Consider the following 24,616-nt stretch of genomic DNA (forward strand, 5'->3'; position numbering starts at 1 on the left):
ATTCCTTATTGGCTCACGAAAGAGAAGCTGAATGGTGTGATAGATCTGCCCATTGCATCGAAAGCTCCGCTTCCAATCTGCAAATTATAAACAGGAGAATTTGGAGAAGGGACGATTGTCGGATATGGAAAAGCAGGTGTACCATTCCAAGTAAAATCGAAATTTGCATTGGTAAGATTGAAGTCTCCGGCTGTTCCGAATGCAGAGCTTCCTCCGCAGCTTGACTCGATCTCAGAGAATACAAGATCTAAGACCCTACATCCGAAAGGATAGACTGCTTGGCAATCGCTCCAAGTCCAAGAAGACAATCGTATCACCGTAGAAGCAGCAGATGTTCTTGTGAGAGATATGGAATCTGTAGCAGTAGATTTCATATGATTATTAAATATAATCCTAAAATTATCCGTGTTCCTATCTGTACAAGAAGTGCTATCTCCGACGGCATTATCTCCGCCTCTAAATGTATAATTGTTCGGAGCAAGGATTGCCATGCTATCATCCCACCAGCAGCTTGCTGCGCTCCAATTCCCTCCTGAAGAACTACCTACTCCGGGATACGTAGAAGCGCATCCTCCCTGGCTAGCTAGTCCGATCGCTTGTACTATCGGTGAAGGATTATTTCCTCCCGCAAGAAAGCTACCGGAAACACTCGAAGCAAGGAAACTTTGGTTTCCTCCTTGAGCTGCGGTAGAAAGAGATACAGTATATCTAGTTCCGTATTGCAATTTTTCGTCAGTGACGTAAGTCAGAACTTGGTTTCCGGAAGACCATTGGAAGTTTCCGCTTACGAAAGGAGAAACTCCGAATGCAGCTTGGGTCTCATTGGTTTTCATTGGGGTATTAAAATTCATGACTATACTATTCGTGCTCGGATTCCCAAGGCAGCCATTCGAAACATTGTTAGTCAGTATATCTGTGTTTGTACCGATGCCAGCATTACATCCGGCTAAAGAACCGGTAAGAACATTCATCGAGGTAACTTGAGGGGCAGCATTTCCAGAGCCGACGAAGAAGGTTCCGATCACATTCCCAGTAAGAGGAAGATTGTTTAGGTCTTTTGCAGAAGAACCTATACTAATGATATATCTTTGATTTGCTGTTAAGGGGAAATCCGGTTGGATAGTTAATATACTATTCGTTGTCCAAACATAGTTTGCCGATATACTCGGGCTAATAGATAAAGCGGCCAGGGTGGCTGATTCATTCATGGCATGTGAAAAATTGATTACGATCGTGTTTTGAGTAGGATTTCCCATACATGCATTACTAATACTTGTTGAAAAGAAATTAGTCATAGTCGCTGATCCGGCATTACAAGCTGCACTTGTACCAGCATAGGTGAACATTCCGGATATTTCCGGATTCACTCCTGCTGTTGATGAATCTCCGATGGAAATGGAAGCGCTAAAAGGATTCTTGAGATCTAATCCATTTTTATCTTCGCAGTTCTTCGTTACGGTGAACGTGTAGGTTCCGGCATTTAATGCGGAAGAAGGGACAAAAGTGAGAATTGTTCCATTTAAATCATCGAAAAATCCAGTGGTAGTAGGGGACATGCTGAACCCAATCCTACAACTTTGCATATTCATTTCTCGATCAAAGGCGACGCTGAATCTTTGGCTTGATGGTAAACCGGAGCTTCCTGAAATAGGGCTACTAAATATTACGTTAGGCGGTTCATCTCCCCAGAAGCTAGGTAGTCCTAACATTTTTTGGCCTAAATCTTGACAGCCTATAGTAAAAATATTTCCAAGGGATATTGCAAAAAATAGAAAGAAAGATAAATTATATTTTTTCAATGTTTTGTTTTCGCTTTGATTTCTCATTTGATTACTCCAGCCTATTTCAGGGAATTATTGTTTTCCCTTCGTTAGATTCGCTATTATCGAATTTCCTTTTCCTTTTTCGTAGGACAGGAATTTATGAAGGCCTACTTCGTCTTTAGTTACGTGCGCATATTCGTAACAAGTAGTGGCGAATCCAGCCAGTGCCTCGGTGAGTTCTTCTTGCGCCTTGACTAATTCCAATTCTGAATTGATCAGATCTTCCTTCTTTGTATGGCCACTGCCATGTTTTGCAGAAGCAACCTTGATCGATTCCCATTGTAGGTTCACTCTCGAATTTGCGATCTTGATCAATTCCCAGGATTGATTCAGGCGATCAACGGTCTTCTTGATCTCGAATCCAATCTGGTTTTCCATATTTTTATAATTTAAAAGTGCCTCTGCAAATTGGATCTCGCCTTCAACTACCTTTCGGGATTGGGCAAGATTTTCGAAAAGTTTTACCGTAGTTGAGTTATAGCTGTTTGTTCCGGCTCCTACAGTTTGATTTCCGAATCCAGGATAAGTTTGGATACCTGTTCCATCTTTCTGAACGCCTAGATTCCCATTTGATAAAACGCTACTGCTTCCGAAAGGAAAGACCAAGTTGAAGTTCAATCCGTATGCATCGTGTTGGAATGCATTATTATTGCCATTTCGCCCTGCATATCCGCCTAAATATAGTTTAGGCATATAATAATTATCAGCGATCTCTTTTTCGTTTTTGACCTTCTTAACTATCAATTGCATTTTTTTGAGATCTTCTCTTTCTTCTCTGGCTTTGGCAATTGCAAGATCTAAGTCGGTTTGTGGCTGGTTCATTACGAAATCGAAAAGTAAACTTTCTTCCAATTCGATCTCGACATAATAGTCCAAGTTCATGGCTTGCTTTAGATCCATGAGGGTTTGGCTTTTTTCCGTCTTATTTTTTTGAAGATTGAACTCGGCTTGTTTAAGTTTACTTTCTATCTCCATCAATTGGATTTTAGTAATAAACCCTTGTTTGAGCTCGATTTGGCCCTTTTTCAAGGATTCCTGCATTTTATTTACTGTGGTTTGTCCTACGAATACCTTTGCCCCTGCCGCTAAAGCCTTAAAATACGCCTTTTGGATCTCCAATTTTACTTTAGATAAATTGATCTTAAAATCCTGCTCATTCATCAGGTCGGCGAGCTTAGCAATTTCTAAATTTAAGTTAGCCTCTCCACCGTCAAAGATCAGCTGTTGGACCGTTAGTCGGATATCGTTGTATATATTGTCTTGGGAACCTATATTTTGATTTCTAAGACCAAAATACTGTACACCGAATTTAGGAAGAAATTCCCTCCATCTTTCAGTGATCATCATTTTGGTGACATCCTTTCTGGCTTCTAATACCTTTAAGATTACATTGTTAGTTGTTCCGATCCAGACTGCTTTTTCTAAAGATAGGCTGATCAGTTTGTCTTGGCTTTGATTGAGAGAATCGGATTTAGGAAATAAATGATATGGAAGAATAAATACAAGAAAGAGGCAGGCTGTCTTGAGAACGTATCGATTCATTTTCTTTTTATCTCTATCCAAAGACAAACGCGAGTCGGCCATTCCTTTGCCGGAAGAACGAAAAAATGACTGAAATGCCTTTTTGGCAATATTCAAATCATAGTTTATGTGAATTCACCTCAAAAATGTCTAATTGTTTGAATTTTCATAATGTTGTTTTTAGTCAAGTGCAAGTACCTTAGAAATTGTTTTTATATGTGAATATTGATTCCGCTAGTAAACTTTCCAAGCCTTGTGAGATTCATATCCCATCTGAGGGATGGAAATGCGCTTAACGATGCTTTTTTGATGCTTAATTTAGATGAAAAGGTTCCTAAAAAATTATTTTATTACTTAACTGATAAGCGAAATGTGAAATAATTTTTTTTTTTCAATTTTCTGATCCTAAGATCGATCTCTCTTACTTGCATTTCTAATTTAGATTTCTGGATGAACTGATCTGGAAAAATGGAATGCGGATTCCGTTTTCACTTGTTATCTCAAATGAAGTATATCATTACTTTGGCCTTTTTCGAAAACATTCTTGACTAGTGTTGCCACAATTTCCATGGTCAATGACATAGTGACTCGAATCTTTCTAAAATGGATAGAGAAGGCATGAGCTCCGCACTCGTTATGCGTCATGTTTTACTTACGATCTGTATTCTTCTTTCTATCGGATGTGAAAGAAAGGGTACTGATTGGAGCATTTTAGGTTTATTTGTAGGTAACGTAAATTCTTCAGGGATTTATCGTCCTGTTACCAATCCTTTTGATCCTGGCGATTCTGTAAGCCTTAACGGGTCTTTGGGGGGCCAAACAGGCTCTGTTGTTTCAGTCGATGGCAGTAATTCCACACTAGGTATTTCTACCTCGGGTTCGAATTTTCCGGATATTTTCTTTATATTCGGTAGTGATGGAGTTCCGAATTCGGTGGATGTGAATGGGGATGGAGTTCCGGATTATTATTTGTGTTATCGTGCGAACGGTTCCTATGAACTTATGACAGCGATAAACTGTGGTGGCAATTCCGTAAAAGTCATTCCGGGGCAAGGGTACGATACGAATGGGGATGGAATTGCGGATAATTCTATTTTAGCTAGTGTAAGTTCGGATTCTATTCCACCTGCTTCTACAATTTCTCCTAGTCCATCTACTTACGGTTCAGCCTTGAGTGTGACGATTGCTTGCAGCGATAACGTGGCCCCTGGTAATATTGTTTATACTCTGAATGGAAATACTCCGAGTCTTTTTCCTGTGGAAGGCACTGTATCTAATCCTTCTAGACGAAGTTTTCTTTTGGGTTCAGGAGGAGACGGCACTTATACCGTGAAATTTAAATGTAGGGACCTGGCAGGCTTAGAGGAAAGTATACAGACTGTAAATTATATAATCAATCATTCTGTCCCAGACGTTACGATCTCTTCTCCGAATACTTACTATATAAGTACAAAATCGAACGCAATCTCTTCTAGTACTTTCACCTGGTCTTCTAACCAATCGGGAAATTATACGATTCGCAAAAATGCAAGTAATTGTTCTAGTGGGACAATTGTGGAAAACGGTTCCGTTTTAGCGGGAGTAAACAAAACTTTTTCCGTTAATGCAAATACTTTGAATTTAGGTTCTAACTCATTCTATGTTTGTTTAGTCGCCGCATATACCGGTTTCAAATCCATTTCGATTACTCGAGATGATACTTCTCCTTCGACATCCGCTTCTCCCGGTGGAGGAAGTTATGGTGCAAATCAAAACGTTAGTTTATCTTGCACGGAAAATTCGGCAAGCCAATGTTTGATCGCTTATTCTATTAATGCAGCAGATCCTGTGATTGATGTTTCGAATGGCACTGTAACTAGTGGAACCGCTTATAGCAGTTCGATCTCTATTCCTACGGATACTGCGGTTGCTTTGAAGTTTATAGCTTCCGACGGAGCGGGAAATTTATCAACTTTGCAGACCGCGAATTATTATATCAATACTAGTGTGGCTAATGTTACTACAAATAGTTTTAGCCCAGCGAGTTTATCCGTGAATTCCAGCGCGAACCAAAGTGTTACTTGGGTTTCAGACCAAGATGGAATTTATTCCATTAAAAAAGGATTAAATTGTACGAGCGGAACTTCTGTGGGTGGAACGAATAGTGCGGGAACTGTGACTGCAGGGAATTCTGTAACTAGTACGATCTTAAATTCTTATTTATCAGATGGAGCAAATACTATTTGGATCTGCGTTGCAAATGCGGTAATAGAACCTCAGTATGGAAGCACGTCCTTTTCCGTTACAAAAGATAGTGTTTTGCCTACTGTAAGTTCAGTTACTCCTGCTAATTTGAGCACGAATTATTCTCCGTCTACCGCAAGGATCTCGATCCAATTCAGCAAAAGTATGAATACTAGTTATTCTGCTACTGCGACAGGTTCTACATATTCTAATCCTTGTTATCCGGCTCCTACGTCACCGACATTGAGCCTTTATGTTTATGATGGTGCAAACTGGGATTGTTTGGATTTCAAAGCCAAGTTTACTTGGACGGATTCTAACAATTTGCAAATCGATCTTTCTTGGATCCAATTCCCGGAGAATTCAAAACTGACTTGGACTCTTTCCAAATCTAGTGTTCAAGATATTTCTGGAAATCCTTTAGCTGTTGATGTTCAAAAGACATTCTCTACCGGGCTAGGAACTCAATTTTTCTCTCCTTTGAAAACGGGACAGACCAGTTGTTGGGATAGTAATGGAAATTTGAATCCTTGCGTTAGTACTTACCAAGACGGTCTTACTCAATACGGAGCGACTCGAAGTTATTCTATTAATTATAATTCAGGTTATATCGCAGATGCGATCACTGTTGATTCCACTACAGGACTTACTTGGAGAACTTGTCCGGAGGGTTATAAGTCTTCTCTAGACGGTTCGAATAATACAAGTTGTGTAGAGATCGCTAGTTCGGAAGTGACTACCGAATTGTCTAGTTGCTACGGAACCGATTCAAATAATTCCAATAAGCCATTATGCTCTTGGGCCTTTTATGATTTTCAGAATTCCAACAGTTTGAATCATATTTCTGCTGTAAACGCATGCTCCTATCTAAACTCTCTTCATAGTAACGCAGGTTTTGCAGGAATTACGAATTGGAGATTACCGAATCAAAAGGAATTGGAAACCTTGGTTTCTTACGGCTCTTCTTCGGGGTTCCCAAGTATTGTCTCTTCTGCTTTTCCGAATAGTTTATCGGATTATTTCTGGTCTTCTACCTTAAGGATGTCCAATCAGTATTACGATTGGGGAGTGAATTTCAATTACGGATCCTCAGATTCTTTTGTTCGGGGAAATTCGTACAAGGTTCGTTGTGTTTCCGGTTCTCCTAGTCTTTCTCGTTCCATTTCTTCATTAGGGAACGGAACTGTTCGAGACGTTTCTTCAGGCTTAGTTTGGCAGCAATGTAGTGCCGGTCTTTCTAGTTCTTCTTCCGCTTGTGATACAGGCTCCGCAGTTAAATATAATTGGGACAATGCGATGAACTATTGCGCCAATTTAACTTTAGCTAGTCGTTCCTGGAGATTGCCGAATATAACTGAATTGAACAGTTTGGTGGATCGATCTTTTAGCGGAGCCTATGCCATCGATCAGAGCTTATTTCCAAATACTAAAAATTCTTATTATTGGACTTCCACGTCTTACGCCCCTTCTCCTGGGAATGCTTGGACGGTCTTTTTCCAAAATGGAAATACGACTCCATTCTCTGCTAAGACAAGCGTTTTAGGCTATGTTAGATGTGTCGCTACGGGGCCATGATATTTATGTTTTTATTATATAGAAATTTCAAGAATTTGTTCGCCGGTTTGTTTTCCGGAAAAGGGGCGTTACGTGGATTCGGATTTGCACCTCTGTTACTTCTATTCGTTTTTTATACAAATTGTGGAATAGATCCAGGAATTTCCAGGATGGCTTTATTCAATGCATTAAGAATGTTTTTGGGAATGCCTGGCCCTAATAATTCTTCAAATCCTCCTAGTAATCCAGGTATCGTTCTTTCTCCGGGGCAAGGAGTAGATCTGAACGGTAATGGAGGTAGTACGAATGGGGTTGTAGTGGACCCAAGTGGTAACGGTTCGACTCAAGGAATTTCTATTACTGGCAACGGAGTTCCTCAACTAATCATTATTAATGATGCTGATGGGAATCCGTATGCGGTAGATACAAACGGAAACGGGACAATCGATTATTATCTTTGTGCTCATGCTGACGGAAGTATCACTTTAAGTACCGGGCTTAATTGTTCCGGGAATCAGGTCACGATCTATCCTGGGTTGGGATACGACGAGAATGGAGATGGAGTAATAGATAATCCGATTCTGGCACAAATTGCGGGCGATGCAATGGCTCCTATTTCCTCAATTACTCCTAGTCCAGGAATTTATGGTGGAGCCCAAAAAGTTGTTATTACATGTAGTGATAACCTAGCCCCAGGTAATATTGTTTATACTTTGGATAATTCTTCGCCGGATTTTTCTCCAAATGGAACGGTAGTCAATCCGCCTAAAACTTCTTTTACTGTAGGTGGATTCGGAGAAGGTACATACACGGTAAAATTCCGTTGTAGGGATTTGGCGGGAAATCTTGAGGGAGAACAATCCGCTACTTATACGGTTAATTTTAATCTTCCGAACGTTAGTATGACCACTAGTCCCGCGAATAATTATTTGAGCGGACAAACAGGAGCCATCTCATCATTAACCTACGAGTGGACTTCCAATCAAGCCGGTAATTTTTCCATTCGCAGAGGTGGAACAGGTTGTGGCGACGGCTCTATTCTTTCGTCAGGCACAGTAAGTGCAAATATTACGAATTCTTTAACTATTAATGCGAGTTCTCTTTCGATTGGTTCGAATACTATCTATGTTTGCGTAACTGCAGGCTTTACCGGTCAGACGAGTTTTTCGGTGGTCCGAGATGATACTCCTCCAATAGTCACTCCTTCTCCTGGGGCAGGTAATTATGGTAAGACCCAAAGTATTACTTTAGGTTGCGCTGATCTAGCTAGTACGGATTGTGCCGGCGTTGTTTATACCTTAGATAACTCCAGTCCGGTAGTATCTGGCATTACTGGGACGATTACAAACGGTATCTCTTATTCTAGCGGAATCCCTTTGAATAATGGGGATAATTTTACGGTTAAATATGTAGGTAGGGATAAGGCAGGCAACTTAAGTTCTATTACTTCTGCGGCATACTCGGTAAATACAAGTACAGCGACAGTTTCCGTTACCTCGACTACTCCTGCTTTAGTTTATAATAATTTAATTATAGATAATAGTTCCAGTCCTCAGGTTTCGTGGTCGGCTACGGGTAATAAGGCAGGATATTCACTGTTCCTAAAGAAAAGTAATGCCTGCACAGTTTGTTTGGCGAATGATACAAATAATTGCCCAGAAAACTATTATAAAGATACTTCAGGCGTTTTTTATTCGACTGCAGGAGATTGTTTCTGTAGTAACGGGACTTCTTTGATCGGTGCGAATACCAATGCAAGCGGTTCCTTCTCAGTAAGCGATCCTGCTACGGTTCCTGTTATTAGTAGTGTTGATCCTTTAAATTTCTCCTTAGGCAAGAATACTCTTTTAATCTGTGTGAATAATGCGGCAGCGGGTTATGGTCCTCAATACGGTAGTTCTGAGTTGATTGTTTGGAAAGATCTTCAGGATCCACAGTCCAGTACGATCAGTCCTGCAGTTAACGCGCAGGCAGTGAATCCGAATCCTTCTAAGTTGCAGATCTCTTTTAGCGAGCCTATGTCGAATAACGTAGTTCCTATTCTAACGGTGGAATATTTTAACGGGTCGACTTGGGTGGCAGTAGATATTACGGGAGCTTGGTCCTATTCTTGGGATACAGCTTCGCATAATGTTTTAACTGTTCTGTTCAATTGGGTGAATTTCCCGGAAAATGCATATTTAAGATGGACGATCAGCCAATCCAGTCTTCAGGATCTAAATGGGAATTTTGTTCAAGGAAATGATCCTAGCGGGGATTTAAGAGGAGTATTCTTAACTACTACTTCGAAGGCGGCGGCGATCTCTGCTGCAATTGCCGCAGGAACAAGTTTGAACTATCCTATCTTAAAAACGGCACAAACCACTTGTTATAATGTTTCTGGTAATGCGGTATATAGTTCTTGTTCCGGGGTAAATACGACTGTAGGTTCAGGAGGGACTTCGGTTCCTACAAAGGGGCAGGATGCATATTTTGGTTATGGAACTACATTAAATCTTTCTTCTACTCCGTTTGCTCTTTCGAGTTCTTATCCGAGCGATGTAGTGATCAAGGATTTTGTATATTCTCTCGTTTGGAAAGCTGGCATCCAAGGTAAATTCAGTTTTGCAAATGCATGGTCTGCCTGTTCTTCACTGAATACAATGAATCCGGATGGAAGTGGAGCGTTTAAAGGTTACGCAGGTTTGACGAATTGGAGATTACCTACAATCAACGAATTGGAATACTTGATCTCCTACACTTATTCCGGATTGAATTCTACCCAATTCCCTGATTCTGACAGTTCCACTATGGAGTTTTGGTCTTCCACATTCTTTGCGCCGAATTTATCCAGCGGTTGGTACGCAACTTTTGCAAACGGTAGTATCTATTTTGATGCCGTAGGTTCTACTCCGAGAAAAGTAAGGTGTGTGAGCGGAAATTGAGGCTTTTCGGTATGGGGACATTGGTTGAGAGTATGTTGAGACGTTATTTGGTATTATTTTTATTCGTTCTCATTTCTTTCTCCTCCGATTTAGGAGCTGCTCCTTCTAGATTTACGGATAACGGAGATGGTACGCTCACCGATAAAATTACGAATTTGATCTGGCAGAAATGTACGGCGGGAGTGGGCTCGAAAGATGCAAGCACTCCTCCTGTTTCTACTTGCGGTGCTGGAAATATAAGCGGAAGCGATACTAACGGTGCTCCTTCTACCTTTACTTGGAAGGAGGCGTTGGCCTATTGCAATGGGACCGGTACAGTAAAACCTCCTGCTTTGACGGGCAGTTTTGCGGGTAAAACATGGAGACTTCCTAATATTCGAGAATTATTAAGCATTGTGGATCGATCCGTTTATAATCCTTCCTTAGATACAAGTTCTTTCGTCATTGGAACGGGGAGCCCGGATTTTTTCTGGTCTTCTACCACCTCTTATAACCAGCTTTCCGCGGCCTGGACTGTTAATTTTTACTACGGTTATTCGTATTATAATGCTCAGAAGGTCTCCGCTTATTACGTGAGATGCGTGACTCAGTAGGAGATTATTGTAGATGATAAGATCGATAAATACACATAGGGCAATCAATTCCGTCTGTAGAATCCATTATGTATTCGTGTTATTTGTTTTCGTTTTTGCAGTTTTTATTTTAGAGAATCGTTTTAAGAAAAAACCCGAAATGGGATCGTCCTTCACTTCTGTTGCTTCTTGGGAAACTACAGAAAATTTCCATATCGGTTCGGAATTTAGTCCAGCTAGTTCTTCGGAGTCGGTTTCCTATTCGAATGTTCCTAACGATCTTTTTAGTCTAGGATTTGAACCTTTGGAGAAGGAAGACTTCGAGTTGGAAGTCTATTTGGATCGTATCCAGTATTTCTATAATCTATCTCAGATACATGAATTTTATTTTGCCGTATCTACTTCTTACGCCGATGGTAATCGATCCAAGAGCCAGGATTATTCTGAAAAAAGAAAAGATGAGCCTGTGGCGAATTTTCCGACCTGGAGACTGCTCTCAAAAATCAGCTTTAATTTTTCATTTTCAAATAGAGAGCAAAATCGATTCGGACTATCCTGCTTTTCTCATACTTTCTTAGGCTTTGAGGATCAGATCGGATTTTGCTATCCGAAATATTCTCAGATCGCGTTAACCAAAAATAAAAAATTATCCCGCTATCTTGCACGTTTACATCATTCAGATCCGGAGGAAATCGCTTAATGTCGTATTCTTACTTACTCACTTCTTCTCATGCGAAGTCGCTAAGCCGAAACGGTTTTCCTACTGCGTCTTCCGGATCCCAGTTCTCATTTTTCTTTCTCACCCTTTTTGCCGGAGTTCAATCGTTATGAGTAGATATATTCAAAAAACTAAATATATTCTTCTACTTTTTCTTCTTTTTATAGGTCTGGATCGCTCCTTTCCTCAAAGCGTTACTGTTCCTACTTTAAACGCTCCAGTCTTTAACGGAACTTCTCTGGACCAAACTTTTGTTTTGGCGGATAAGATGCAGTCCATAAGCAATTGGGATGCTTTTGTTTTCCAGAGTTTGGGTGTTTTGCAGTCCCAATGGGAAATCCAACTACAGATGCAGATCACTCAGATGGTGAATTCGATCGATACAAGCGATCATTACGCAACTGTCGCAGATTACCAAAGTTATGTGTATGATTCTCTCCAAGGGCAAGCGAATGAACTTCTTTTAGAATGGCAGCAGGCTGCAGAGTTAGAGATCACTCAAGAAAGAAGTAAGTATTTAGGAGATGTATTCGGGGAAAATAGTGCTTCTACCCAAGCAGCGATGGATTCTTTTTCCACCCAATGGGAACAGTTTGTAAACGGACAAGGTATGGATTTGAATCAAGGAGGTTCGAATAACCAGGCTTCTCTAAACGGTGCTCAACAAAATTTGGAGAATATGGAAACACAATGGTGGAACCAATTCAATTATAATATCCAAAACGGTCTTTGGACGTACCAACAAGCACTTCAAAACCTTACGCAAAGTTATCAGAATATTTTAAACCAGATCAACCAAACCGAGAGTCAATACCAAGCTTACTTGGCTATGGTGCAACAAACAGAAGCGAATGTAAAAGATCAGATCCAATCTAGTTTGGATGGTTACCAGACTTATCTGAACGATAACGATCTATTTTGGAATTCGATCAATGTAGTCTATGATAATGATGTGAATTCCTATGTGATCGCAGCCTGCGCCTCGGGCCATGTTTGTAATACATATGAATACGATAAGGCAACGGGACAGTTTTTCAGCCAGGGTGCTTGCCCTCTAGGCCAATCTTGCGTTAGCGTTCTATATGATACGACAGACAAAAAGTATTTAGAAGCAAGTTGCCCAACAGGTCACACTTGCGACGGAGAAGAAAAAGAAAACATTTCTATCCGTACTGGTTTGAATGCGGATGGTAAGGCTTTCCAAACTGCGATCAATAATGTAATAGGTGCATTACAGACAGGTTATACTATGCCTGCGATCTTTGATTCCACAAGCGGGACAATGCTCAATTATAATATTGGCTGTCTGAACGGAGATACTTGCGTTAAGGGCTGGTATGATTCCAGCACGAGTAGTTTTACCACAGGGACTTGCAGTAATACTTCGACTTGTTATAGTGCTGTTGTGAATACAAGTGGCAGTTCTCTTACTGGAACTTATTTTGCTACCACCTGTAATGTAGGAGATACATCTTGTGTGGTTTGTGCAAGCGGTCATTCTTGCAAGGTACAGACAATGGATGCTACTTTGTTATATGCATCCAATCAGATGATGAATTTCTTAAATAACGAGTTAGGCGTGGTTCAGACCGGTCTACAAAATTTGATCAATGGAGGGAATGGAAGTGGGCAGATCCATGCCGGATCAAGTGAATACCAGGATCGTTGTTTGGGTGTTACCGCTTTTTATAGTGCGGATTGTGGCAATTTTGCAACTCCTACGGCCGGCTCCTCAATTGCAGTCAGTATGGCCGATTATAATGACTCAGCTAATACGACTGGTATGGCCGGTCTTTCGAAAATGATCGCAAACTATATCGACGGAAGCGTTTCTCAAATCGACCTAGTCAATTGGATCATGTCTGCTTATTCAGACAGTTTGCTTACCGGAAAGGACAGTGGTTTTTTTGCGATGCTTGGGCTAAATCCAGGCACTACCATCTCGAGCATTGCGGATGCAGACTTGGTCGCATTTAACGATGAGAATTATACTTTCGATGGTTGGGCTGGGGACTGGTCGAACGATTATTGTCATTATTGGGGAGGTTGCTCTTGGATTTATGATACGAATCAGAGCTATTCGGAAGCAAGAGCGGATTTTGCCAAATACCATGCAGACGTGTTCCTTTGGTGGGGAGGTGTTCCTGTAGGAGGAGTATTAGGTGTAGAACAAATCCAGGATCATCTATGGATCGATTTGACTCTCAATACTCAGAATAATAACTCAAGTGCAAACGTAACCACTTACCAAGATCTGGTTTTGCAATTGCAATCTTTCCAATACGATTGGACCCAGAACGTTATGCCTTCTATCACGAATTGGGTGGCTCAGGTCGCGAACTACCAGGCTCAGTATGATAATTGGCAGATTGAAAAAGCAGCAGCAATCGCAGAAGCTCAATCCACTTACAGCCAAGGTGTGAGCGATCTACAATCACAAGAATCTGCTTGGATGGCTTCTATGAACGCTGTCCAGAACTCTGCAGAAAAAGCGTTTAACGCTGCAGAGAACGCTCTCAGGGATGCGAAAGGCCAAAGCAATTACGATACGTTGTATGCTCAGATCATGGCAGGTTTGAACCAGGGTAAAGGCGGTTTGAATGCCAACTCGGAGGCTTCCGCGGATTTGGCATCGTATACGGAGAGCCTTGCGAACTTATCCAAAGGATTAAATGATAAATCTTCGAGTGGTGTTCCGGACTCAACCTTACTCAGCAATTTTGCAAATAGCTTTTCGAATTTAGTCGCTGGAGCTTCTAATCTTTCTCTTCTTTCCGCTACGAATAATAGCGTAATGGATAGCACTGCGAATTATATGATAGGCATTGCTGATTCTATGAGAAATGAAAAGACGTTCAAACAGAACGGAGTTGGAAATTTATTAGAAGCGTATCATATCCAGACAAAAGAGGTCAAAGGGGAATCTTACGTATTAGATCATGGGCAAAGGATTGCGATGTTAGATGATCACGGGAACCAAAAGAAGGATGGAGAAGGAAATTTAGTTTATAAAACTGTTAGTGATTGGCTCCAGGAAAAATGTGGGGATGATCTAAGCAATGATGCTTGTTCCAAGTTTGTAGAGAATAAGTATAGCGAGGTAACGGTAAACGCAGACGGATCAATCTCTGCTACTACAAAGGCATATACAGGCAAAAACCATTTAAGAGCAGGAGGAGATGCCACCAATTATAACGACTATGTATTCGATACAGAGAATAAAGTCGTTACAGTCAATGCACCTAAACGTGCTCTGATGGGAAGAGGGATTTCCAGTTTAGGAAATGTATTCGATGCAGAAAATAACGGTGTAGGAGATTATATCAGTTCTAGCTTTGGAAATATAAATAGCTATTTATCCAATTCTAAAACTTCCGTTAATCTATTCTCAGAAGTTAGTGCATTCAATTTACGTAATAGTTCACTTTCTAATATGGCTTCTAATTCTGCTATGAGCCAGGTCAAGGTCGCCAATATGGTCGTAGACTATGTAAAAAGTGTACTACTTGGAGGAGTGGGCACAGGGGAATGGGTGGCAGGCCAAGTAAACCAAGCGGTTCAAGACGTGTATGCTTCTGCTTTAGTAAAAGTATTCGATCTGGATCCACAAACGGCATCATTCGTTGCCGGTATGTATATGACAAACCAAGCGGCCCACCAAGCAAGACATGAGATGAACACTCAGTATGGCGGGCATGGTTGGCTTCTGCATAAGTATGAAGACTTGGTCGATAATATGGGCGTGATCGGAGATTATATTAAGTATAGTAATCCGATTGGTTGGGGATTTGAAGCCGTAACCCTAGCGGATAAAACTCATAACGCGGATAATTTGAAAGCACTCGATGCTTGGCATAATTTCAAATACAATGTAGCTAGTTTCGGGATCCAAAAATACGGACAAGAACACGGATGGGATGCAAACCAAACTGCGATGGCAGGCCAGTTCGTTGCAGATTACATGAAGATGAAGGATGCGAAGCATGCATTGGGAATTGATGGTGCTGCATTCTCTCTAAATTCATTAAACGGTTTGAATAAGTTGCTTGGCAGTTATGTGGACGGCTGGGTTACAGAGGGCGCAGGAGGGATCCTTTCTGGACTAGCTCATCTAGGTGGTGATCTAGGCATCGTGGGGGAAAGTGCAGAAAGAAATTTTAACAAAGATCTGCGCTATGCGATTAACGATATCAAACTAAAAGATATTAAAGATGCGATCCATCAATGGAAAAACGACCAACCACAAATCGCGAGAGAGATGATCAAACTCTACGGAGACTCCCAAGGTTGGAGCGATGCAGAGAAGAACATGTGGGCAGATCTGTATGGTAACTATGTAGCCAGAGAGCAAGCAGAGAACGATCTACATGCAAGGAATGGATTTGTTGTCACTTGGGTGGACGATAGATTGTTCAGCGGAGGGATAACCTCTCTAATCGGCAAAGGAATCAGAGGACTCACAACAGCAGTAGCAGACGTAGGTAGAGATTGGGGACTGAGTAGCGAAGAGTTTACGGACAGCGTATACAAACAATCGAAAGACTGGTCGAATGATATATCCGGTGCGGACATCAAGGCTCGGATGCAAACGGGAGCAATCAATAAGGCTTCTGTCCAAACGGATCTGAGAGATAAATTATTCGATTGGATCGGTGATCAATTGTCTCCTCAGTTCGCTGGACTAGACGGACACTCTATTGGACTATTACTAAAACATCAAATAGATACAAGAGAAGCACATAAGGCAGCAAGAGAACAAAGATTACAGGATGCACAGCTAATCGGACAAGTTGCAGCAGCAGCGGCTCTTGCTTATTTTGCCGGGCCAGCAGGAGCAAAAGCAGCAGGAGAGTTATTTGCCGCTATAGGACTTGAGGGTACAGCAGTCGCAACATACGCTGCTGGGACGTATACTACAGCAGTAGCCGGAATGAATGTCTCTATAACGGGAGCTCAGATAATGGTAGCAGCAACGAGTGCAGTTGCTCAAGGTATATTAGGTTTCCAAACCGGTGGAGATAATGGAGCTGTAGCGGGTATATTAAATGCAGCGATTTCTGCCCTTACTGTAGGAACTAAAACTCCACTTACAGGCTATGTGAGTTGGACCAAACATCAGAATGCAAATCTATTAACCGGCCAACAAGAAGTAAAAGGAGGCTGGGGAGGCGGCGTAACGTATAATGGAGGCGTTGTAAAAGATTTAGCAGGAGTGATCGGAGCGAACAGTGGAGGGATCGGCTTATCTTTTAATCCAGGAAGTGGCTTATCAATCGATGCAAATGTCGGATTTAGCAATAATTTGGGCGTAGGCTTAAGTTATAATACTTCAGATGGAAATTACACTGCTAGCGGACAATATAATATAAAAGTTGCGGATAAACAAAGTCTGACCCTCAGCATGTCAGCGAGTAAGACAGGTCAAGCAAGTGCCGGAGTAGGATATAACTACGGTGGGCATGAAAACGTATCGCCACTCTTAAAGGGAACAGGCGGAAGTATCACCTTCTCTAACGACGGAAGCGTCGGAGTTTCAGGACAAATTATAGGAGCAACTATAGGCTCAATTGCATATAACACAGAAACTCGCCAATGGGGCAAATTAGCACTCAACCAAAACTTCCAATATGAATTCAACCAGGGTTGGGCAGCGGATAACGCGGCGAACAATGAACAAGAGTCAAGCCGCAAGATAGCAGAAGTAGAAGGTAGGACACTTGTCAAAGATGGAAAACTTTCCCAACAACAATATGATGATTTAATAGCCAAAGATCCGGGAGCACTCAGAGAGAAGTTCGCAGATTATAGCCATACAATCGGTAAAGATGACCTTGCAAAACTTGTCCAGACGATGGATGGAGTTGCGACGGAGATGGGCTATAAATTCAAAGCAACGAACGATTCCTCCGACGGAGCAGAAGGATTCTTTAAAAAGCTCGCAGGCTCGGTGAAACAATCGTTTGGAATAGCAGACGATGGAATTGCAGCAATAGACAAGGATGGGAATTTCAAATACTCAGTCTGCTTTGAAGGAGATACATTAATCTCCACAAGAGATGGGATGAAACGCATCTCCGAGATCAAGATCGGAGACTACGTAAAATCTTTAAACGAAGAGACTGGGGAAGTTACTTATAAGAAAGTATTACGCACTTACCAGAGAGAAGTATCTCAGGTTTACAAAGTTACATACGAAAACGGAACGAGTGTAACAGCTACAGGAGAACATCCGTTTAGAGTAATAAACGGTGAAGATAGAAGAGTTTCTTTCGAGAATAGCGACATAGATACAGGAAGGAACAGCTCTTGGGTGAAAGCGGGAAGCTTAACTACAAAAGATAGAAGTGTAACGCTTGCAAGCATCCAGAATGCGGAACGTAAAAACTCATCTAATAGACAATTTATGCAAGCTGGGATTTCACTGGCAGCGGTTGTAAATCGCTCTCAAGCTGCATGGGATGACGTAGAGAAAGGAACATTAGGAATCCGGAAAGTAGAAGTTATCGAGAAAAAAGAGAAAGTATATAACCTGGAAGTAGAAGAGAATCATACTTATTTTGTAAGTAAGGATGCTGTTTTAGTACATAACCAGTGCTTTAAGGATGCTCTTACCGGCCAATGGAACTTAGGGGATAAGGAAAGACTCTTTGTAAATACCGGAATTTGGGAAAATGGGACGAACGGAAAAGGTTTATCTTCCGGTTCAACACTGCCTGAGATACGTGTAGCTGCAAACCGTAATAAACCAACACCTGAACTGGATGGTTGGGCAAATGATACCTTAAAGAATGCGAACAACTCTAAATATATGAAGATCGTTTCGTCGCCAGAATATAAAGAGGCAGAAAACCAAAGAAATAATACAGTAACCAGACACGGAAACCTACTTCGTTGGAAAGAAGAAATGAAAGGGATCTTGAAGCTCGTAGAATTGGGTTCCAGACGCCCTCAATCGTTAGATGAAGCCAATGATTATATCACTCTAAAGAAATTCGCAGAGAAAGAGATCCGAGAAACAGATAAGAAGTTAATAGATGCTCGCAAACAATTTGATGAGGCGAATCGTAAAGTAGCAGAAAAAGCGAAAGAACTATCAGATAGAGAAGATAGAAGAATAGCTTCTGCTAATCCGATTGATAAACTTGCAGGGAAAGATATTAAGTTTAAGGATATCGGAGTTGCCAATATATTCGATGATCCAAATAAACAAGTCCCGAATACGAATGTAAAACTTAAGCCAGACGGAGCCGTTGAAGATAAGGCATTACAAGTTACTGCGAAAGGCAAACAAGTCGCTTCTAAGGAAGCAGATAAGATTCGCAAGGGTGAGGATGAATCTACACGGGAAATCGTTTTAAATAATAATCGTTATAAGCGAAGAATAGACGATAAGACCGGCGAAGCAGTATACGAGAGAGAATACGATAAGGGTGTTAAAGAAGAGATTCGAATAAATAATAAGAACCAAGTAGAGCAGAAGTTAAGTTGGAACTCTTTACTTGGGTATGGTCCTGAAGAGAGTAAGATAACTGTATTTGAGCCAAGTGGAAAAGTAGTAGATACTTCAGGAAAGGATAAAACCGAGAAAGTAGCGGCTGTCAAGAAAGCAGAAGAGAAACGACCTACTAAAGAGGAACTTGCAAGACTTAATGAGGAATTGAATTCAGATAAACACCTGAATGAAAACGAAAATAATGAAGTAGCTGATCTAAAAAGAAAGCTCCAAGTTGTTGCAGGTAAAGATAGACAGAAGATAACGGAAGAGATTCGTGAGAAGCGTATTCGGGCTTATGTAAGAGACAACAAGCTTGCAGAAGATCTTTCCGAGGTAAACCAAAAGGATCTGACAGATAATTTACGTAAAATTGCAAGTGGTGCAAAAGATTCTAATGAAGCTGGTGAGAAGGCCTCAAACCTATTGCAGGCAGCAGCAGGTGGTCCGACCGATGATAGCTTCCCGAACAGAGGAAATCTCAGCAAAGAGATAAGCCGAACTTGGAAAAAGACAAAGAATCAGATCAGAACTGCTTTGGATGAAAGAAGAGTTCGCGAACAGAAGGAGAATACCAAATTCGAATTTGATGAGAAAGGCAATTTCCGGATAGTAACACCGAAGCAAGAGCCAGAATACATCGGATTTGATTCCGTATCTGAGATACTGGATTATAACAAGTCGAACCAGAGCCATACAAAATATACGGATATGAGTAGTGGTAAGGGAGGAGTAGCGGAGCAACTCCATGATGATGTAGATCTATTCAGATTCAATAAGGAAACGAAGTATTATTATCAAGAAGAGTTAGATGCTGCCACTCAGAATAAAGATACTCTTACAAAGTCGATTAATGCAGTAGAAACTGCTAATAAGGGTTTGAAAACGGATATATCCAAGCTTAAGGAACAGATATCGTCACTGAAGAGAGATAAGAAATCAGATCCGAATGAGCTTTCACAAAAGCAATCTACTTTAAAAATTAAAGAGGGTATCTTGAAACAGAATCAAGATTCCGTCTCTAATGCACAAAAAGAACTAGACAAGACTAAGAAGTTAGTGAATTACTTCGAAGGCAAAAAGGCGATATTTGAAGAATCGAAAGATTGGTTGATGTCTGACGATAAGAATGTCCAGCAAGTGACAGCAGGAGTCACCAGCGGAATTTGCTATGGTCTCGCGGATTACAAGCTTTTACAGTCAAACGGGTTGGTAAAAGAATCATTCGGTGAATGGTATAGAGATCAGGTAAGAAAAGGAAACCTGAAAAAAGGTGGAACTCAGGCTGGGGGTTATGGGGTATTCGTGGGAGCCCAGGAAGATGGTGATGATGGATTGTTTGGTGGATATGAATCAGTGCGGATTCCGGACGAAGGTAAAGATGCTGATCTTACCGGAGAGCTGAAACGATCTATGGATTATGATAAGGTGATAGATCGTTTGAAAGCCGAAGGAGTTAAATCGTTTAAGGTTTGGATTGATAAGACTGATTATCAGGGCTACGGTACTGACCTAAATACAGACAGAACTGGCCAACATTATTTTGTGGTTGCCTGGAGTGATAAAGATAATGATTTTATCATGATGGATCACAATAGCAACGATACTTATCACAATAAGATCTTAGATCCAGACAAATTTAAATTAATTCGTCGAATCACGTATATAAAACCAAATCAAAGTAAAGGGAAAAAATGAGAAAGATCATTTATTGTGTTCTACTATTAACACTTTTAGCATCATGTAAAGAATGTGGAAAGGAAAAGGAGCCCGAAGTATCCTTTGATATTGAAGGAGTATATGGAGTTTACAATGCGAATATGGCTGGGCAAGTGTTCACGGCAGAATCTCCCGCTTCTTATGATGCAGTCTGTATCGAAATTCAAAAGCCAGATACATTGATCGTTCGGTTTCTCGATTTAACAAAGATAACCGATGTATCTTTGCAATGGAGTAAGGTCGAGGAGGGTAAATATAAAATTAACACTAAGGGGCAAAATGCTTATTTCTATGATTACATCATAAGAAAACATGCACCTGAGCTTACATTGATGTTAAGTTATAAAGTAAATAAGCCAGACAGAAAAGATACTGAAAACTATACAACAATGACAAAACTTTTTAATCATCCAACATTAGACTCCTGTGCCGATTCTATGAGAGAAGAACTCCAGCGTCCTTCGGACCCAGGCCCAGAGAACAACTGGGGACAGGGTAAGTAAAGAGCTTGCAACAGGAAATTTGATCAGAAACCCAGCTTTGGCTGGGTTTTTTCGTTTTAGGCAAGGTTCAGATTTACAACGCGACAGTGATCGCAGCGTAAATCCTGCGATGCACCGTCGTAAAGAATGAAGGTTGTAAATAAGAAAACCGTAATGGTGCTTCGCTGATTGAAGCGTAGAGCGCGGTCCTGACAAAGTCAGGAGTCGCCCAAACTAACATTAAACGACTCCTCGGAAGGAGCAGAAGGATTCTTTAAAAAGCTCGCAGGATCAGTTAAACAGTCGTTTGGGATAGCAGACGATGGAATTGCAGCAATAGACAAGGATGGGAATTTCAAATACTCGGTCTGCTTTGAGGGAGATACATTAATCTCCACAAAAGATGGGATGAAACGCATCTCAGAGATTAAAATCGGAGATTATGTAAAGTCTCTAAATGAAGAGACTGGGGAAGTTACTTATAAGAAAGTATTACGCACTTACCAGAGAGAAGTATCACAAGTCTACAAAGTCACATATGAGAACGGGACAAGTGTAACAGCTACAGGAGAACATCCGTTTAGAGTAACAAACGGAAAAGATAGAAGAGTTTCTTTCGAGAATAACAACGCAGATACAGGAAGGAACAGCTCTTGGGTGAAAGCGGGAAGCTTAACTACAAAAGACAGAAGTATAACACTCGCAAGTATCCAGAATGCAGAGATCCGTAAGATCATAGATAGACAGTTTGCTAAGGCAAGCATCTCACTTGCAGCGGTGATGAATCGTGCTCAAGTAGCTTGGGATGGCGAAGAGAAAGGAACATTAGGAATCCAGAAAGTAGAGGTTATCGAGAAGAAAGAGAAAGTATATAACCTTGAGGTGGAAGAGAATCATACTTATTTTGTAAGTAAGGATGCTGTTTTAGTACATAATCAGTGCTTTGAGTCAATCGGAGGACAAAGCTTTATTACTTTAACTAAAAGTCAGGCCGAGTTCCTGAGAAATGGCGGAGTGTTCTTAGAAGGCTCTAATAAGGGAGCGGGTGCATCTTTTACAGGAGAAGGCATTACAGTTAGAGCAAGTCGTGAGCAAGCCAAACCTGAGTTAGACGGGTGGGCTGACAAAGTGCTTAGTGATCCAAAAAATACTCAATCCATGAAGATCTTGTCTTCTCTTGAATATAGGCAAGCGGAGACCAATAGAAACAATGCGATCGTAGGTCATGGAAATCTACTTCGCTGGAAAGAAGAGATGAAAGGAATCTTGAAACTTGTGGAAGTAGGTTCGAGAAGACCATTGTCTCTGGATGAGGCCAACGGGTTAATAGTTCTCAAGAAGTTTGCAGAGAAAGAGCTTCAGGACGTAGATAGGAAAATTTTATCAGCGAGAAAACAAGCTGATGATGCGAATCGTAAACTTGCCGAAAAGACCAAGGAACTAATTGATCGGGAACAGAAAAAGACACCAATTGTGGATCCTGTAGAAAAGTTGGCAGGTGCGGATCTCAGACGTGTAAGCTCCCCAGATTTATTTGGTAGTCCATCTAAAACGTTAGAAAGGAAGCAAGCTGAGGTAAATGAAGAAGTAAGAAAGGCTACCAAGAGAGATATTTCTGAAAAACAGAACGAATCATATCAGAAGATTGTAAAAGAAGCATTTCCGACGAAGGAAGGAAGGCCAGGTGGAGAAGAATTAAATCGCAAATTGGAATTAACTCAGGAGAAACTATCTCAAAAGAACAAAAATCTTATCGATGAATGGAAGAAGTCTATCGAAGATATCAAGAAAGAAGAGATCTCAAAACTAAATGAAGAAAGAAATAACCATTTAAAGAAAGATCCAGAAAAGATCTACGAACCATCTGATGAGAGAAAGAAGAGTTTAAAAACGGCGCAGGCTAAAGTAGCTTACTTGGAAGAAGCTATTAATGGTTTGGTTAATGAAAAAGTCTTACCATTCCCGAAAGAGAAATACGATAAAGCGTTCGAGCTATCACAAAAGGGTAAGCTGACTACAGCGGAAAAGAACGAATTAGACGGGCTTAAAAAAGAATATGAAACTCATCAAAGCCAAGCCGCCTCTCGCTTGAAAGACGAAGAAAATATCCAAACAACGCTCAACAATATGTTGAATAGGGATAGAGGAGAGTTAGCGGATTCGAGAAATAGCAAGGCTCAAAAGCTAGAAGATTTGGAGAGAAAGCTTGCTCAGATGGATGATGATAAGGATCTCAAGCAATCCCAGGACTTAAAGAAAGAGATCGCGAAGTTGAGTAAAGAACTGGATAAAATAGATAAAGATATACTTACAGGTGCACCTGTTCAGAAGCCAACCGATACATTGGAAGTCTACCTTGTCCGAGAAAAGGATGATTATCGAAAGCTACCACAAGCGATAGAGAAGATCGTCGACTCTTTGGAGAAACAGAAGGTAAGATATAAGGCCGAAGGTAATACGGCGAAAGCGGAAGCATTAAAACAAAAAATCCAAGATTTTAAAGATCGCTCTGAAGAAGCCAAAAAGTTCGCTAAAGATGATGTCCTGACTGCAATGCTTCGCAAAGGCGGTAAAGAGAGAGAAGAAGCAATTGCTCAGATGAAAGAATTTCTGACTCATGAGGGAGCAACGAGAAAGTTAACTATTACTGAAACTGTGAAAAATCCAGTAGGGGATAACCCGGATGCGGAAAGTGTGTTTATGACTTCCAACTTTGGACGCGGAGGCTATGGATATACTGAAGTAGCTCATGCTGCAAAGGAAAGCCATGATCATATTGGAGCTGACTATGCAGGAGAACAAGGAGATCGGTTGAATGCTGTGATTGAGGGAACGGTCATTCAAGAACCAGGTAAAGGTCTCTCTATCACTGTAAACAAAGAACTTCCCAAATACATGGTAGAAAAAGGGATCAGTTACCAAGAAGCTCAATACGATTCTAAAGGTGCACGAACACAAAAAGCGGGTTACCATGACAGGAATGGGAATTCATATTCAAAAGAAGATCTGTATAAAATGGACTCGGAGTACAGAACTGGGCTAAGTAAAACTGAATTAAAGAATATTAAACCGTTTGCACACGCTAAGACAATCGGAGTAGTTTCTAAAAACGGAAAGCTATTGAAACTTGCTAGTGCGACGAGTTATGTGCCGTTATCAACAGAAGAGATGGCTATAGTTCCTAAAGAGATCCAAGAAAAGCCAGAGCTTGTGGATATTACTAAGGCAGGTTCCGGAAATAGCTTGGTAACAGAATCGACGTTAGTTGGAGAGTTTGCTGGAACGTATCGGATTGACTACAAGCATATGGATAGAGCCCCTATGGACGCAAATGGAAACCCTATAAAAAATGGGGATCCGATTAAGCCGGGAGGTAAAATTGGAGTGATGGGGAGTACCGGAAGAGCAACAGGAATCCACGATCACATAACCGTAATTTCGTATGGCTCTGAACCGCCCAAGGGTGTTAATAAAGTCTTTTATACTCCTGTTAAAGATAAGAATAATATAATCATTCATTACTTGATAAATCCATTGTATTTCCAAAAAGTGATGGCTCCTTCCGGAGCAAGGTGAGAGATTTGTTTT

Annotated in this window: 9 protein-coding genes; 7 read left to right on the forward strand and 2 right to left on the reverse strand. The window is 41.0% G+C overall.

Annotation, left to right across the window (positions count from 1 at the left end; all coding sequences use genetic code 11):
* Positions 1–5: 5 nt before the first annotated feature.
* On the reverse strand, positions 6–1,826 hold the full coding sequence (locus EHO65_RS02530) for an Ig-like domain-containing domain (protein WP_135772635.1): 1,821 nt from the start codon (positions 1,824–1,826) through the stop codon (positions 6–8).
* Positions 1,827–1,853: 27 nt separating this feature from the next.
* Complete coding sequence (locus tag EHO65_RS02535) at positions 1,854–3,407, reverse strand: TolC family protein (protein ID WP_425269319.1); 1,554 nt, start codon at positions 3,405–3,407, stop codon at positions 1,854–1,856.
* A 555-nt stretch (positions 3,408–3,962) separates the two neighbouring features.
* Here EHO65_RS02535 and EHO65_RS02540 point away from each other — a divergent pair.
* The 7 genes from EHO65_RS02540 to EHO65_RS02570 all read left to right on the forward strand — a co-directional run bounded on the left by EHO65_RS02540 (position 3,963) and on the right by EHO65_RS02570 (position 24,604).
* Positions 3,963–7,142 carry an Lcl domain-containing protein gene (locus tag EHO65_RS02540; RefSeq protein ID WP_167481997.1) on the forward strand — a complete coding sequence of 1,060 codons (3,180 nt, stop codon included), beginning with the start codon at positions 3,963–3,965 and terminating at the stop codon, positions 7,140–7,142.
* A gap of 5 nt (positions 7,143–7,147) precedes the next feature.
* The gene (locus EHO65_RS02545; RefSeq protein ID WP_244243415.1) at positions 7,148–10,045 is read left to right on the forward strand and encodes an Lcl domain-containing protein; all 2,898 of its coding nucleotides are present in this window, start codon (positions 7,148–7,150) and stop codon (positions 10,043–10,045) included.
* A gap of 11 nt (positions 10,046–10,056) precedes the next feature.
* Entirely contained in the window at positions 10,057–10,638 is a 582-nt protein-coding gene (locus EHO65_RS02550; RefSeq protein WP_244243416.1) for an Lcl C-terminal domain-containing protein, read from the forward strand.
* Between the two features lie 13 nt (positions 10,639–10,651).
* Complete coding sequence (locus tag EHO65_RS02555; RefSeq protein WP_135772639.1) at positions 10,652–11,317, forward strand: hypothetical protein; 666 nt, start codon at positions 10,652–10,654, stop codon at positions 11,315–11,317.
* 127 nt (positions 11,318–11,444) lie between these two features.
* Positions 11,445–20,525, forward strand: coding sequence for a TIGR04388 family protein (locus EHO65_RS02560; RefSeq protein WP_135772640.1), 9,081 nt, complete (start codon positions 11,445–11,447; stop codon positions 20,523–20,525).
* Positions 20,522–21,049 (forward strand): hypothetical protein, encoded by a 528-nt coding sequence (locus tag EHO65_RS02565; protein WP_135772641.1) that lies wholly within the window; start codon positions 20,522–20,524, stop codon positions 21,047–21,049. Before EHO65_RS02560 ends, EHO65_RS02565 begins: the two co-directional genes overlap by 4 nt.
* Positions 21,050–21,364: 315 nt before the next feature.
* Entirely contained in the window at positions 21,365–24,604 is a 3,240-nt protein-coding gene (locus tag EHO65_RS02570) for a polymorphic toxin-type HINT domain-containing protein (RefSeq protein ID WP_279632279.1), read from the forward strand.
* Positions 24,605–24,616: the final 12 nt, after the last annotated feature.

Source organism: Leptospira andrefontaineae (assembly GCF_004770105.1).
In the GTDB taxonomy this organism is placed as follows: Bacteria; Spirochaetota; Leptospiria; order Leptospirales; family Leptospiraceae; genus Leptospira_B; species Leptospira_B andrefontaineae.

Bases quoted from the DNA above. Each gene is read 5' to 3' on its own strand.
- EHO65_RS02560 (WP_135772640.1), top strand. From the start codon at position 11,445: ATGAGTAGATATATTCAAAAAACTAAATATATTCTTCTACTTTTTCTT.
- EHO65_RS02530 (WP_135772635.1), bottom strand. From the start codon at position 1,826: ATGAGAAATCAAAGCGAAAACAAAACATTGAAAAAATATAATTTATCT.
- EHO65_RS02555 (WP_135772639.1), top strand. From the start codon at position 10,652: ATGATAAGATCGATAAATACACATAGGGCAATCAATTCCGTCTGTAGA.
- EHO65_RS02535 (WP_425269319.1), bottom strand. From the start codon at position 3,407: ATGGCCGACTCGCGTTTGTCTTTGGATAGAGATAAAAAGAAAATGAAT.
- EHO65_RS02550 (WP_244243416.1), top strand. From the start codon at position 10,057: ATGGGGACATTGGTTGAGAGTATGTTGAGACGTTATTTGGTATTATTT.
- EHO65_RS02540 (WP_167481997.1), top strand. From the start codon at position 3,963: ATGAGCTCCGCACTCGTTATGCGTCATGTTTTACTTACGATCTGTATT.
- EHO65_RS02545 (WP_244243415.1), top strand. From the start codon at position 7,148: ATGTTTTTATTATATAGAAATTTCAAGAATTTGTTCGCCGGTTTGTTT.
- EHO65_RS02565 (WP_135772641.1), top strand. From the start codon at position 20,522: ATGAGAAAGATCATTTATTGTGTTCTACTATTAACACTTTTAGCATCA.